The sequence below is a fragment of the Desulfovibrio sp. genome (assembly GCF_018379785.1).
In the GTDB taxonomy this organism is placed as follows: Bacteria; Desulfobacterota; Desulfovibrionia; order Desulfovibrionales; family Desulfovibrionaceae; genus Desulfovibrio.
Window position 1 is genome coordinate 1 of record NZ_JAGZUV010000027.1, and the last position, 14,052, is coordinate 14,052.

General features: G+C 63.9%; 10 protein-coding genes. 6 read left to right on the plus strand and 4 right to left on the minus strand.

The window, feature by feature from the left end:
- Positions 1-262: 262 nt before the first annotated feature.
- From KH208_RS07485 to KH208_RS07495, 3 genes are all read right to left on the minus strand, one after another.
- Positions 263-1,777, minus strand: a complete 1,515-nt coding sequence (locus KH208_RS07485; RefSeq protein ID WP_291435174.1) for a flagellar hook protein FlgE — start codon at positions 1,775-1,777, stop codon at positions 263-265.
- Between the two features lie 163 nt (positions 1,778-1,940).
- The gene (locus tag KH208_RS07490; protein ID WP_291435175.1) at positions 1,941-2,390 is read right to left on the minus strand and encodes a rhodanese-like domain-containing protein; all 450 of its coding nucleotides are present in this window, start codon (positions 2,388-2,390) and stop codon (positions 1,941-1,943) included.
- A gap of 15 nt (positions 2,391-2,405) precedes the next feature.
- The gene (locus KH208_RS07495; RefSeq protein WP_291435177.1) at positions 2,406-3,596 is read right to left on the minus strand and encodes a pyridoxal phosphate-dependent aminotransferase; all 1,191 of its coding nucleotides are present in this window, start codon (positions 3,594-3,596) and stop codon (positions 2,406-2,408) included.
- A gap of 89 nt (positions 3,597-3,685) precedes the next feature.
- On the opposite strand from KH208_RS07495, the gene KH208_RS07500 reads away from it, so the two are divergent.
- A complete protein-coding gene (locus tag KH208_RS07500; protein ID WP_291435178.1) occupies positions 3,686-4,117 on the plus strand; it encodes an MbtF in 432 nt (143 codons plus the stop codon).
- Between the two features lie 142 nt (positions 4,118-4,259).
- Here KH208_RS07500 and KH208_RS07505 read toward each other — a convergent pair whose 3' ends face one another.
- On the minus strand, positions 4,260-6,023 hold the full coding sequence (locus KH208_RS07505) for a 3-phosphoshikimate 1-carboxyvinyltransferase (RefSeq protein ID WP_291435180.1): 1,764 nt from the start codon (positions 6,021-6,023) through the stop codon (positions 4,260-4,262).
- Positions 6,024-6,443: 420 nt separating this feature from the next.
- Here KH208_RS07505 and aprB point away from each other — a divergent pair, with 420 nt between their 5' ends.
- The 5 genes from aprB (at position 6,444) to qmoC (ending at position 14,015) form a co-directional block, all read left to right on the plus strand.
- Positions 6,444-6,932 carry an adenylyl-sulfate reductase subunit beta gene (gene aprB / locus KH208_RS07510; protein WP_291435182.1) on the plus strand — a complete coding sequence of 163 codons (489 nt, stop codon included), beginning with the start codon at positions 6,444-6,446 and terminating at the stop codon, positions 6,930-6,932.
- Between the two features lie 37 nt (positions 6,933-6,969).
- Positions 6,970-8,958 carry an adenylyl-sulfate reductase subunit alpha gene (aprA, locus tag KH208_RS07515; protein WP_291435184.1) on the plus strand — a complete coding sequence of 663 codons (1,989 nt, stop codon included), beginning with the start codon at positions 6,970-6,972 and terminating at the stop codon, positions 8,956-8,958.
- 341 nt (positions 8,959-9,299) lie between these two features.
- Positions 9,300-10,535: a CoB--CoM heterodisulfide reductase iron-sulfur subunit A family protein gene (locus tag KH208_RS07520; RefSeq protein WP_291435186.1), complete on the plus strand. Its 1,236-nt coding sequence runs from the start codon at positions 9,300-9,302 to the stop codon at positions 10,533-10,535.
- A gap of 5 nt (positions 10,536-10,540) precedes the next feature.
- Entirely contained in the window at positions 10,541-12,817 is a 2,277-nt protein-coding gene (locus tag KH208_RS07525) for a hydrogenase iron-sulfur subunit (protein WP_291435188.1), read from the plus strand.
- 13 nt (positions 12,818-12,830) lie between these two features.
- Positions 12,831-14,015: a quinone-interacting membrane-bound oxidoreductase complex subunit QmoC gene (gene qmoC / locus KH208_RS07530; protein ID WP_291435190.1), complete on the plus strand. Its 1,185-nt coding sequence runs from the start codon at positions 12,831-12,833 to the stop codon at positions 14,013-14,015.
- The last annotated feature ends 37 nt before the right edge of the window (positions 14,016-14,052 follow it).

Below are 14,052 nucleotides of genomic sequence, written 5' to 3' on the forward strand. Positions count from 1 at the left end.
GCAAAAATCTTAGTTTTTAGGATTCTCCCGGCACCAGCCATCCGCCTGCGCTTCGCTCCGGCGGAGCAAAGGTGGCTTCGCCCCTTTTTGCTCGTTCTCTGATCTATCGGGGAATAAAGACTTTTTTAGATGCGTCTGCCCTGGGAGGAGGGGCAGGATGGGCAAAATCTGCCGCCAGGAGGTGCGGCCGTGTTTCTTCCGTCTTCGGCGGGTTCGTCCCGCAGCCGCTCCCGTAATAAGCGCGGACACAGGACGCGGCGTGTTACGAGCGCTTCAGTTCCATGGCCTTCTGAAGCATCTGGTCCGCCGTGGTCACCACCTTGCTGTTGGACTGGAAGCCACGCTGGGTGATGATCATGTTGACCATTTCCGTAGCCATGTCCACATTGGAATTTTCGACGTTATAGGCGTTCACGGTGCCGTAGTTTTCCGTCCCGGCCACGCCCATTTCCATCTGCCCGGCTTCCTCCGTGGCCGAGAAAAGATTGCTGCCTTCGCGGCGCAGGCCGTCCTCGCTGGTGAAGCGGCAGACCGGGATCTGCCAGAGGTTCTGGCCCTGGCCGTTGGAATAGCGGCCCACCACAGTGCCGTCGGGATTGACGCCGATGGTGCTCAGCGTGCCCTCGGCATAACCGTCCTGCTTGTAGCCGCCCGTGGGCGAGGAGCTGTTGTAGGCAGTGGTGGCGCCTTCGGCGCGCACGGCGTCCGCGCCCATGGAGGGCAACTTGCTCTGGTCCGTGCCGACCTCCGCCGCCGAGGCCGGAGCGTTCTGCCAGCCCCCGGCGGCGCTGATGCCGAAATTCACGGTCATGGCCGCGCCGTCCAGATTGAGCTGGGGCAGGCCGCCTTCCAACTGGGCGGGCTGCCAGTCCGCAAGATTCTTGCTGCCCGCCGCCGAGGGCGTGAAGGCGGACATGCCGGTCAGGCGCCCCGAGGCGTCGAACTGCAGAACGCCGCTCATCAGCAGGCCGTCGCCCTCCGAAGGCTGAATGGGGTTGCCGTCCGCATCGGTCTTGCCCGCGGCCGCTCCGGCGGCAATGACGAATTCAATCATGGAGCCCGCCGTGCTGTCGGGCGTGCCGTCGAAATAGGCCGTGACCGTGCGCGCGTTGCCGTCGGCGTCGTAGAGCGTCATGGCCTGGGAATAGGCGTACGAGTCGGAGGAAAGGGGGGGCTTGGCCGTGGCATTGTAGAGCCCCAGCAGTCCGAAATAGGGATTGCCGGCATCCTCGGTCTTATTCTGGTTCGAATTCAGATTAAGGGTCAGATCTACCCGGGCCGTGCTCTTGGCGGGCATGGTGCCGAACCTGTCGACCTTGACTTCCTGCAGGCCGCCCAGGCTGCCGTCCGGGTTATATTTGTAGCCGTTGAGGGCCAGGCCCGTAGGGGTGCGCCACACGCCCTCGTTGTCCGGGCGGAAGTCGCCCGCGCGGGTGTAGTAGAGATTCGCGCCGTCGCTGACCTGGAAGAAGCCCTTGCCGTTGATGGCCATGTCCGTGACTGTATTGGTGGCCTCCAGAGCGCCCTGCTGAAAAATGGTGCGCACCGCGTCCACCTGCACGCCCTTGCCGGTCTGCCCCAGGGCCACGCGCGAATTCTCCTGGGCGTTCCACCATTCGCCCGTACCGCCCTGGCTCGTGGAGAGCATGTCGGAAAAGAGGGTATTCTGCTGCTTGTAGCCGATGGTGCTGACATTGGCCAGATTGTTGGTGGTCACCTGCATGCCCTGGCTCAAGCCCTTCATGCCGGTGGCCCCGATGTACAGTGCCGAGTTCACGTGCTGCCTCCTGGAGCAGATGACCTTTAGAAAGTTATCTTGCTCTAAAAAAAGCGGGCGAAGAGGAAAAATCTTCCTCTCCGCCCCCAAGAGAAGCAGTATTCATGCCAACGGCAAATCAGGCTCAGCCCTCATTAAAACGCCGTCCGCGAAAAGCTGCTGCTTATTTTTCCAGGGGCAGCCCGGCCTTCTCCCAGGCCTCAATGCCCTGGTTCATATGCAGGATGTTCTTGACTCCCGCCTGTTCCAGCGCCTCCAGGGCTCCGGCGGAACGCTGGCCCGTGCGGCAGTAAAGCAGCACGGGCCTGTCCTTGGGCAGGGCCGTCACGTCCAGATCGAAGCGGCCGCCGAAGAAGTCCAGGTTGCGCGCGCCGGGCAGATGGCCCTGCCGGAATTCGCCGGGCGTGCGCACGTCAAGAATCAGCAGGCCGTCGGGCGGGGACTTGAGCAGAGCCGCCGCTTCCTGCGCGCTGACGTCCTTGGCTTGGGCGGCGACGGGCGCGGCCCAGAGCAGAGCGCAGAACAGGATGCAGGCCAGCGCGCCAAGAGCCGCCGGAATGCGGTTCCCGGTAAGATCGGCGACGGCGGGGAATGAAGACGGATGCCGGGTCATACTGCCGAATCTCCTTTACTGAATGGCCGCGCGGGCTTTGGCAAAACCGTCGGCGGCCTTGCGGATCACGCCTTCGTCCACGCAGAACGCCAGGCGGAAGTGGCCGGGGCAGCCGAAGCCCGAGCCGGGCACGGCCAGCACGCGCTCTTCCAGCAGCCTGTTCACAAAGGCCACGTCGTCGCCGCCCGGCGCTTTGGGGAAGAAATAGAACGCGCCGGCGGGCATCTGGAATTCATAGCCCGCGTCGCGCAGTACTTCGGCCATGGCTTTGCGCCGGGCCGCGTAGACGGAAAGATCCACCTGGCTGCCCAAGGCCTTGGCCATGATGTGCTGGCCGATGACCGGCGGATTGACAAAGCCCAGAATGCGGTTGGTCAGGGTCAGACCGGCCATGAGCTCGGCCTTTTCCCGCAGCCGGGGCGAAAGGGCCACATAGCCCACGCGTTCGCCGGGCAGGGAGAGGTTTTTGGAAAAAGAGCTGATGCACACGGCATAGGGATAAAGGGGCAGCACCGAAGGCACTTCCGCGCCGTCGTAGGCCAGGAAGCGGTAGGGCTCGTCAGCCACCAGCCAGATGGGCCGTCCGTATTCCTGGCTTTTGTTTTCCAGCAGGCTTGCCAGGGCGGTGAGATCCTTGCGGCTGTAGATCACGCCCGTGGGATTGTGCGGGGAATTGATCAGCACCACCCGCGTCTTTTCGCTGATGGCCGCTTCCAGGGCCTTGAGGTCCGGGGCGAAGGTGTCCTTCCGGCTCATGACGGCCTTGAACGTGCCGCCGTGGTTGGCGACGTAGAAGCCGTATTCCACAAAGTAGGGGGCGAAGCTGATCATTTCCTCGCCGGGATTGATCACGGCGCGCAAAAAGGCGTTCAGCCCGCCCGCCGCGCCGCAGCTCAGCAACACGTCGTCGGCTGTGAGCTTGACGCCCTGCTCGGCGCTGAGGTGAGCGGCCAGCTTTTCGCGCAGCCAGGGAAAGCCGCCGTTGGGCATATAGCCGAAAGCAAAGGGCTCGCCCGCGTGCTCGGCGAAGTCGCGCAACCCTTCAGCCACGGCGGAAGGAGCGGGCAGGTCGGGATTGCCCAGGCTGAAATCATAGACGTTTTCCGCGCCGAAGCGCGCCTTGAGCTGGCCGCCGGCTTCGAACATGCGGCGGATCCATGAAGCGTTGCCCAGGTATCCGGTCACGCTGTCGGCAAGAACTGACATAAACGACTCCTGATGGTTGTTGTCTTCGCCATGACTATTGGTTATAGCTTTGCTGAGCTAGAGAAAGCAATCTCCATTGGAGGCTCTGAATGCGTCTGACTGTGTTTGCCAAAACGGCGCGGCTCATTGTGCCCGCGCTTTTCGCCGCCCTGTTTCTGCCCGCCTGCGCCGCCAAGGATGCGGAGGACGAACAGGCCGGCATGACCATTACCGTCACTCTGCGCGACCTGCACCGCTGCTCGCGCATCTCCCCGGAAATTCTCGTCGCCAACGCGCCGGACGGCACGCGGACTTTTGACGTGCGTCTGGTGGAGTATGGCGATGAAGAACGTTTCTTCGGCGGCGGCTCCTGGGATAACGACGGCTCGGGCGTCATCCCCGAGGGCGGCCTGACCCGCCATTATCGCGGCCCCTGCCCTCCGGCGGGCCAGAGCAGGGACTACGCCTTTGTGGTCTCGGCCATGGGCAAGGACAACCTTCAGCCCCTGGCCGTGCGGCTTTACCGTTTTACTCAGGAATAAACGCCGCGTCCATGCCTTTATGCACAGAGCCCCGCCTGCACAAGCAGGCGGGGCTCTGTGTTTGGAGCAATTCACTCAGTGGAGCCCACGTGCATGGAAGCGACCGGAGGCGGCGCGGCCGCCGGAACAAAGCGACGTCGTCCTATTCTTCGGGCAGCTCCGGCGGCACGGCCACGGCTGAAGTGATGATCCGCCGCCGTGCGGGAGCCGTCGGCGCTTCACCGCTGACAGGCCGTTTGGCCGCCGGTTCGGGCAGGGCGTTGTACAGAGCCCAGAAGGCCGGATACAGGCCGGTCATGACGCCGGGATTGCCCAGGCGGAAGCCCTGGCCGCGCGCATCGCGCGCGCAGGCGGTCAGGGCCAGGGCCAGGGCCCAGACCGGCGAGGGGGCGTTCCAGGCTGAGGCGGCGTTCAGTTGGGAGGTTGTTTGTTCTGTTTTGCACAAGCGGCCTTCGGCATTCCGCTCCAGGCCCACCGCATGAAGGAAACTGGTTACTTCGCTCATGTCCGCGCCGGGCAGTTCGGGCAGGTTCGCCTCGCCGCCGCGCAGGGCCGCGCAGGCGGCCAGGGCCACGGGCAGGGGCGCCCAGTCCGGCGGCAGCTCGGCCAGAAGTTCGGCGGGCAGGTCCGCGAGACAGGCGCGTTTCAGCGTTGCGTCGGCTTTGGCGCGCACCACGCCGCCCGGCCTGTCCCCGCCGGGCTGAGCGGGGTGCGGATCAGGGCGTGAATCAAGGCGCAGATCCAGGCCCAGCGCCCGGAGGAGCTCCCAGGCCGCCCGCGCGCCCGGCCATTGCGGCCAGTCGCCGTCCAGGCGGGTTTCGCCGGAAAGCACCAGGGGCAGGGCCAGCAGAAATACGGCCAGTTCCGGCTCCAGGGGCAATTGGGGCCGCGCGGGCAGGCGCAGCGGGCCGGGCGCCACGCGCACGCGGCTTTCCGTCAGGCTGAAATCCGCTCCGGAGGCGCGCATAATGGGCAGCACGCGGGCCAGAATCAGCTTTTGCTGGGGATGGGCGGCCAGGTCCAGGGTCAGGGCGCGTTCATAAAAGGGCGCGGCCAGCAGGATGCCCTCGGCCAGCTCCGCCGGAACGTCGGCGGGCAGGGTCACGGCATCCGGCAGAATGCCCGAGCACTCCAGACGCGCGGGCAGACCGTCGCTCTTGGGCACCACATGCACGAGACGCGCGCCCATCTGCGGCAGAAAATGCCGCACGGCGGAAAAGTCCGCCAGTTTGAGGCTCGTTTCGCCGGTGAACTTGGCCCGCGAGGGGCGGCCCAGATAATGGCCCAGCAGCAGGAAAAAATTCCAGGCGCTGTCGCCCACGTGCAGCACCTTGTCCGGCGCGCCCAGGGGCGCGGCCTCGCGGGCGGTCACGCCGTCCTCCTCGCGGGTCAGGGCGGCGCCGAGCTGATTGAGCGCCTTCACGCAGTCCACGATGGGGTCGTTCATCAGGCCGGGCTCAATGCGCAGGGGGCGGCCCGAAGCCGCGGCCAGCATGAGCCAGGCGCGCGTGGCCCGGCAGGCCAGGGGCGCGGGCATGCTCAGGCGCACGGGCCTGAGGGGCGGGGCCAGATTGAAGGCCGGGCGGCGTTCCGCCCCGGCGTCCTGGCCGGCTTCGCCCGCCTCACGGTCCTGGCTGATGTTGGGCCGGGGCAGAAATTCCACTTCCTGCATCAATGAAAAGAAACGGCCGGAAAGGCGGGCGTCGCGGCTCACTCGGGAGACGGCGGCCTCCCAGGATTCGCGCAGGGCTTTTTCCTCGGCTGGGTCCAGAAAACCCTTGCTGTTGTGCATGCGCGCCAGCAGGTTGTGGCGGCGCAGCAGCAGGCGCAGGATGTCGCGGTCAATGTCGCCGACCACCTCGCGCAACGGGCGGCGGGGGCGGGTGTCGTGGGCTTGCTCGGTCATGCTCGGTCCTCTGCGGGAAATGCGTGCGGCGGGGATTGATTTTTGTCTGCGCAAGCCTGTTAGCCCGAAACGCGTCCGCTGGCAAGGGCGCACAGCGGCCGCCGGGGGCGTTTTCGGGCCCGCCTTCGACGCCTGGCCGGGAAAAAACGGCAAGGGGGCTTTACGCGGCCTCTTTTTCCGAATATGCTCCAGGCATTGGCTTTCCTGGCTTTACGGGAGAAGGCAGTGTGAAGAACCCGCGAAATTTTGCAAAAGGGGCTTGACGCGAACAGCACTCGCTTGTTACTAAATGCGCAAGCCATGCGCCCCCATAATTTTCGAGGCGCGCGACTGACCTGGCGTGCCGGCAAGGGATCGCGCACGCCTCGCCGAGGGCTTGGCGGGATGTTTTGTAACACTTTTAAGAGTTGGAGGATACGTATGCCGACGTTTGTCGATCCGTCCAAATGCGACGGCTGCAAGGGTGGCGAAAAGACGGCCTGCATGTACATTTGCCCCAACGACCTGATGATCCTCGATCCCGAGGAAATGAAGGCCTACAACCAGGAACCCGACGCTTGCTGGGAATGCTATTCCTGCGTGAAAATCTGCCCCCAGGGCGCCATCACGGCCCGTCCTTACGCGGACTTCGCGCCCATGGGCGGCACCTGTATCCCCATGCGTTCGGCCGACTCCATCATGTGGACGGTCAAGTTCCGCAACGGCAGCGTGAAACGCTTCAAGTTCCCCATTCGCACCACGCCTGAAGGCTCCATCAAGCCCTTTGAAGGCCGTCCCGAAGGCGCCAGCCTGGAAGATGAACTGCTGTTCACCGAACAGACTCTGGCCGCTCCGAAGGAAGCCCTGGGCAAGAAGTTCGACGTGTCCGACGCCGACAAGGTCTTCACCTGCATGGAACACGGTCGTTAAGCCGTTTCAACCGCTAGTGCGATAAGGAGAAACAATTATGCCGATGATTCCCGTTAAGGAAGCGACCAAGGGCGTAGCCATCAGCGAACCCGAAGTGAAAGAACATGCGGTTGACCTGCTCATCGTGGGCGGCGGCATGGGCGCTTGCGGCGTCGCCTACGAAGCTGTGCGCTGGGGTGACAAACACGGCCTGAAAATCATGCTCTGCGACAAAGCCGCGCTGGAACGCTCCGGCGCCGTGGCGCAGGGTCTTTCCGCCATCAACACCTACCTGGGCGAAAACAGCGCCGACGACTACGTGCGCATGGTCCGCACCGACCTTATGGGCCTGGTCCGCGAAGACCTGATCTTCGACGTGGGCCGGCATGTGGACGACTCCGTGCATCTGTTCGAAGACTGGGGTCTTCCCTGCTGGATCAAAGGCGACGACGGCCACAACCTGAACGGCGCCGCCGCCAAGGCCGCCGGCAAGTCCCTGCGCAAGGGCGACAAGCCCGTGCGTTCCGGCCGCTGGCAGATCATGATCAACGGTGAGTCCTACAAGTGCATCGTGGCCGAAGCGGCCAAGAACGCCCTGGGCGAAGACCGGATCATGGAACGCATCTTCATCGTGAAGCTGCTGCTCGACAAAAACACCCCCAACCGCATCGCGGGTGCCGTGGGCTTCAACCTGCGCGCCAACGAGGTGCACATCTTCAAAGCCAACACCATCATGGTGGCCGCCGGCGGCGCGGTGAACGTGTACCGCCCCCGCTCCACCGGTGAAGGCATGGGCCGCGCCTGGTATCCCGTGTGGAACGCCGGTTCCACCTACACCATGTGCGCTCAGGTCGGCGCTGAGATGACCATGATGGAAAACCGCTTCGTGCCCGCCCGTTTCAAGGACGGTTACGGCCCGGTGGGCGCATGGTTCCTGCTGTTCAAGGCCAAGGCCACCAACTCCAAGGGCGAAGACTACTGCGCGACCAACAAGGCCATGCTGAAGCCCTACGAGGACCGCGGCTACGCCAAGGGCAACGTCATCCCCACCTGCCTGCGCAACCATATGATGCTGCGTGAAATGCGCGAAGGCCGCGGTCCCATCTACATGGACACCAAGACCGCCCTGCTGAACACCTTCGCCAGCCTGAACGAAGAAGAGCAGAAGGACCTTGAGTCCGAAGCTTGGGAAGACTTCCTCGACATGTGCGTGGGCCAGGCCAACCTGTGGGCCTGCACCAACACCGCCCCTGAGGAACGCGGCTCCGAAATCATGCCCACCGAGCCCTATCTGCTCGGTTCGCACTCCGGCTGCTGCGGTATCTGGGTGTCCGGTCCGGACGAAGCCTGGGTGCCCGACGATTACAAGGTCAAAGCCTCCAACGGCAAGGTCTACAACCGCATGACCACCGTGGAAGGCCTGTTCACCTGCGCCGACGGCGTGGGCGCTTCCGGCCACAAGTTCTCCTCCGGCTCGCACGCCGAAGGCCGTATCGCCGGCAAGCAGATGGTCCGCTGGTGCCTGGACCACAAGGACTTCAATCCTGAAATCAAGGAATCGGCCGACGAACTGCGCAAGCTGATCTATCGTCCGTACTACAACTACGTGGAAGGCAAGGCCATTTCCACGGATCCCGTGGTGAACCCGAACTACATCACGCCCAAGAACTTCATGATGCGCCTCATCAAGTGCACCGATGAATACGGCGGCGGCGTGGCCACCTACTACACCACCTCCCAGGCGCTGCTCGACACGGGCTTCAACCTGCTGGCCATGATGGAAGAAGACTCCCAGAAGCTGGCCGCCCGCGACCTGCACGAACTGCTGCGCTGCTGGGAAAACTACCATCGCCTCTGGACCGTGCGCCTGCACATGCAGCACATCGCCTTCCGTGAGGAATCCCGTTATCCCGGCTTCTACTATCGTGCCGACTTCATGGGTCTGGACGACAGCAAGTGGAAGTGCTTCGTGAACTCCAAGTACGATCCCGCCACCGGCGAGACCAAGATCTTCAAGAAGCCCTACTACCAGATCATCCCCGACTAGTCGGCGGCATTGACCATCAGGGGGCGGCCCTCGGGCCGCCCCCGTTGCCGGCGGCGCCGGCGATCCGGCGCGTGGGGCCGTCAAGAAACGGTACGCCGTTTCCGGCGGTCGCGCGGGCTCCTGAGAACGGTACAGGCTTGAGATGTCTGCCGGGCGGAGGGCAACCTTCGGCAACCATCTCGCGGCAAGAATGCGCGAGCAGTTCTTGCGGGCCGCTCCGTTCAGGCGGAGCCGGCCATCTGTCAGGGTTGGCCCTTTGTGGTCCGCCCTCTTTTTTCCCGCGGCGGGAGGCCGGTCTTCCTTCTTCAGCCGCTATGCAACAACGCAGGAGGATATCCAGGATGTCCAATGCCATTCTCGTCGTGGGCGGCGGCTTTTCAGGCCTCACAGCCGCCATTGAAGCGGCGGAACTGGGCCACGACGTCTATATCGTCGAAAAGTCGCCCTGGCTCGGCGGCCGCGTGGCTCAGCTCAACAAATATTTCCCCAAACTCTGTCCCCCCTCCTGCGGCTTGGAAATCCAGTTCCAGCGCATCAGGAAAAACCCGCGCATCAAATGCCTGACCATGGCCGAAGTCACGGGGCTCACGGGACGCAAGGGCGACTACAGCGTGCGGGTCCGCCTGAGCCCGCGCCGCACCGCGCCCCACAACGTGGACTTCAGCCTGCTGGCCTCCAGCCTGGAAGGCGAAACCCCCAGCGAGTTCGACCTGGGCCTTTCCAGGCGCAAGGGCTTGTATAAAGCCATGCCCTTCGCCTTCCCCGGCCGCTATGTGCTGGACCCGTCCACCCTGTCCAAGTCCGACGCGGCGCGGGTGGCGGGCAATAAATTTCTTAATCTTACGGAAAAAGAGCACGAGATCGAGCTGAACGTGGGCGCCATCGTGGTGGCCACGGGCTGGAAGCCCTATGACGTGACCCGCCTGACCAATCTGGGCGCGGGTTCGGTGAAGAACTGCATTTCCAACATGCAGATGGAGCGTCTGGCTTCGGCTTTCGGCCCCACGGGCGGCCGCATCGTCCGTCCTTCGGACGGACGGGCCCCCCACACCGTGGCCTTTGTGCAGTGCGCGGGCTCGCGTGATCAGAACCATCTGAATTACTGTTCCTATATCTGCTGTATGGCTTCGCTCAAGCAATGCCTGTACATCGCCGAACAGAATCCGGATACCCTGATCACCGTCTATTACATTGATTTGCGCGCGCCCGGCCGCTACGTCAACGTTCTGGAAAAGGTCAAGGCCCTGCCCAACGTGCGTTTCGTCAAGGGCAAGGTGGCCGACGCGGTCCAGGCTGACGGCGACAAGGTGCGCGTCACGGTGGAAGACGCCGTGCGCGGCGAAAAACTCACCCTGGACTATGACCTCGTGGTGCTGGCCACAGGCATGCAGCCCTCGCTGGCCGGCGAAAATCCGCCGCTGCCGCTGCCCCTGGATGAAGACGGCTTCATCGCGGGCGGCGAGGAGGCCGGTATTTTCGCGGCCGGTTGCGCGCGCATGCCCCTGGATGTGACGCGCTCGGCGCAGTCCGGCACAGCCGCCGCCCTGAAGGCGGTGCAAACGGTGAAAGGGAGGTAGGCGGCATGGCCGGTAAAATTGGCGTCTATTTTGACCTGCAGAACATCGGCGGAGGCCTTGACGTGGAGGCCCTGGCCGCCCAAACGCGCGACAAGTGGGGCGACCTGACCCCCGTGGTCAAGGTCGTTCCCCTGCTGGCCGAGGCGGTGGACGAAGTCAAGGCCGATATCGAGGCCCAGGGCCTGGACGGCGTGCTGCTCTGCGGCGCTTCGCCGCGCGTGGACGGAGACCTTTACCGTTTCCCCGTGCAGGTGGAACATGTGAACCTGCGCGAGCAGTGCGTGCTGGCTTATAAGAATCCGGACAACAGCCCGGTGGACAGCGCCGAAGGCGCGCCGGAACTGCTGACCCTCATGGCCCGCGACTATGTGAACATGGGCGTGGTCAAACTGCAGAAGAGCGAAGTGCCGGACTCCGCGGCCATTCCGGGCGTGGCCCGCATCCTGGTCATCGGCGGCGGCTGGACCGGCCTCACGGCGGCGGCCGAGGCGGCGGCCACCGGCTATGAAGTGGTGCTGGTGGAAAAGGCCGAAAAGCTGGGCGGCGCGGTCAACAACATTCCCACCGCCTCGCCCCTGGGACCGCTGTGGACCGACAAGCAGCCCACCAATCTGGCGGCCAAGATCGAAAAGGTCACGGCTGACGACAAGATCACGGTGCATCTCAATGCCCGTATGGAAAAGCTGGAAGGTCAGCCCGGCGAATTCACGGCCGTCATCGCCACGGCCGGGGGCCCGGTGAGCGTGGAAGTGGGCGCTGTGGTCCTGGCCAGCGGCTGGGTGCCCCTGGATGAAAAATACCTGGCCCCCATGGGCCTGGGCGTGAGCCCCAAGGTGGTGCACGCGGCCCAGTTCGGCAAAATGCTGGTGGCCGGCGAAGTGACGGCCCGGCGCATCGCCTTTGTGCTGGACACCACCCTGGCCGAAGAGGCCGTGCGCAAGGCCGCCGGGGAAGCCCCCGAGGCTCCGGCCGAAGCGGAAGCCGCCAAGCCCGCTCCCGCAGGGGAAGAGGGCGAGGAAAAACCCTTTGTCAAGGAAGATCTGGAGAGCGTCAAACACCTGCAGTACTCCAACGCGGTGAACAGCGTGGGCATGCTGCGGCTGGCCAACACCATCTGCGAAAAGACCGACGACGCCACTCAGGCCTTTATTCTCTATAAAGACATGACCGTGCCCGGCATTCTGGAGCGCTTCTACAAGAAGATGCAGGACCGCTTGGGCGTGATGATGACCAAGGCCGACGTGACCGAAATCCGTGATCACGGCGACCGCATGGTGGTGGCCTGCAAAAATACCCTGCTGGGCATGGATTTCGACCTGGACGTGGATCTGGTGGTCCTGCCCACGGGCCTGGTGCCCACCACGGCCAAGGACGTGACCGTGCAGTTCGCCTACCGCCAGGGCCCGGATTTCCCGGACCTGGAGCTCTTTGACGGTTTCGCGGACTCCAACTACATCTGCTTCCCCTACGAGACCCGGCGTACCGGCGTCTACGCGGCGGGCTGCGTGCGTCAGCCCCTGACCATGGACGCCTGCGAGGAAGACGCCAGGGGCGCCGTGCTCAAGGCCATACAGTGCATTGAAGCGGCAGAGCACGGCGTGTCCGTGCATCCGCGTTCCGGCGACCGCTCCTACCCGGTGTTCAACTTCGTGCGCTGCACCCAGTGCAAGCGCTGCACAGAGGAATGCCCCTTCGGCGCCCTGGACGACGACGAAAAAGGCACGCCCAAGCCCAATCCGGCCCGTTGCCGCCGCTGCGGCACCTGCTTCGGCGCCTGCCCCGAGCGCGTGATCTCCTTTGCCAACTACAATATCGACCAGATCGGCTCCATGATCCGCGAGGTTCAGGTGCCCAAGGACTTCAAGAAAGAAGGTCCCCGCATCCTGATCCTGGCCTGTGAGAACGACGCCTATCCGGCCCTGGACATGGCCGGCATGCGCCGCAAGAGCTGGAGCCCCTACTGCCGCATCATTCCGGTGCGCTGTCTGGGTTCGGTCAACGCCATCTGGGTGTCCGACGCCATGAGCAAGGGCTTTGACGGCGTGATGCTGCTGGGCTGCAAATACGGCGACGATTACCAGTGCCACTTTGTGAAAGGCTCCGAAATCTGCAACCGCCGCAAGGAAAACATCGCCGAGACGCTCAACCGTCTGGGCGTGCAGCCCGAGCGCGTGGATCAGCTGGAAGTGGCCATTGACGAATATGACAAGGTGCCCGATCTGATCGACGGCTTCGTGGCCCGCATTTCGGCTATGGGCCCCAACCCGTTCAAGGGCATGTAGGAGGATGGCAGCAATGGCACAATGTACGCTTAAACCGGATCTTGAGTTTACCCGGGAGCTCACGGAAGCGGGGGGCGAATCCCTCAAAAAATGCTTCCAGTGCGCCACCTGTTCCGTGGCCTGCCCGCTCGCTCCGGCCAATGCGCCCTATCCGCGCAAGGAAATGGTCTGGGCTTCCTGGGGCCTCAAGGACAAGCTGCGCGCCGACGTGGACCTCTGGCTCTGCCACAACTGCGGCAATTGCTCGGATCTCTGCCCGCGCGGGGCCAAGCCCGCGGACATGATGGCCGCGGCCCGCAACGTGATCTATAAGGATCTTACCGCGCCCTCCATCGTGGGCAAGTGGATGAGCAAGGCCTCGGGCCTGCCCATTCTCTTCGCCATTCCGGCGGCGCTCTGGCTCATCGTCTGGTGGATTCGCGCCGGGTACAACAACGGCGAGTGGTTTCCGCGCGCCGCTGACGGCCGCATCGTCTTCGGCCAGATCTTCTACGGCGACTATACCATCGACCCCATCTTCATGATCACCTTCTTCGGGGCCTGCTTCATCCTGCTGCGCGGGGTGATGAAACTCTGGGCCATGTTCAAGCCCGAGGGCCGCATGACGGTCATCGGCAAAACCAAGTGCTGGGTCTGGCACCTCTGGGACGTGCTCTGGGATGAGGTCATTACCCACCGCAAGTTCAACGACTGCGAGGACGGCCCGGCCACCGGCGTGGACACGCCCAACCGCAAGTACGGCCACGCCGTCCTGGTCTGGAGCTTTGTCATCCTGGCTTGCGTCACCGCCATCGTGGCCGTGGGCCACTGGGGCGGCAAGATCATTCCCATGATCAAGATCGAGACGCCCATGCCCCTGACCTTCCCGGTCAAGATTCTGGCCAACATCGGCGCGCTCATGCTGCTCGCGGGCCTGGCCATCCTCACGGTGCGCCGTCTGCGCCTGAACCCCGAATACCAGGGTTCCAGCTTCTATGACTGGTACCTGCTGGGGATCATCTGGCTGGTGGCCGTGACCGGCGTGCTTTCCCAGTGCTTCCGCCTGGCGGACGCCATCAGGCCGGCCTTTGTGGTCTATTATCTGCATCTGGTCTTTGTCTGGATGCTCTTCGCCTATCTGCCCTGGTCCAAGCTGGGGCATTTCGTGTACCGCACGGCGGCCCTTGTCTATGTTCGCATGTACGGGCGAAGCAACTAGCGGCTGAGCCTTTTTGCCGCTGGCGGCGTTACACGGC

Coding starts and splice junctions, on each gene's coding strand:
- KH208_RS07490 (WP_291435175.1), bottom strand. CDS start 2,390: ATGACCCGGCATCCGTCTTCATTCCCCGCCGTCGCCGATCTTACCGGG.
- KH208_RS07495 (WP_291435177.1), bottom strand. CDS start 3,596: ATGTCAGTTCTTGCCGACAGCGTGACCGGATACCTGGGCAACGCTTCA.
- KH208_RS07500 (WP_291435178.1), top strand. CDS start 3,686: ATGCGTCTGACTGTGTTTGCCAAAACGGCGCGGCTCATTGTGCCCGCG.
- KH208_RS07505 (WP_291435180.1), bottom strand. CDS start 6,023: ATGACCGAGCAAGCCCACGACACCCGCCCCCGCCGCCCGTTGCGCGAG.
- aprB (WP_291435182.1), top strand. CDS start 6,444: ATGCCGACGTTTGTCGATCCGTCCAAATGCGACGGCTGCAAGGGTGGC.
- aprA (WP_291435184.1), top strand. CDS start 6,970: ATGCCGATGATTCCCGTTAAGGAAGCGACCAAGGGCGTAGCCATCAGC.
- KH208_RS07520 (WP_291435186.1), top strand. CDS start 9,300: ATGTCCAATGCCATTCTCGTCGTGGGCGGCGGCTTTTCAGGCCTCACA.
- KH208_RS07525 (WP_291435188.1), top strand. CDS start 10,541: ATGGCCGGTAAAATTGGCGTCTATTTTGACCTGCAGAACATCGGCGGA.
- qmoC (WP_291435190.1), top strand. CDS start 12,831: ATGGCACAATGTACGCTTAAACCGGATCTTGAGTTTACCCGGGAGCTC.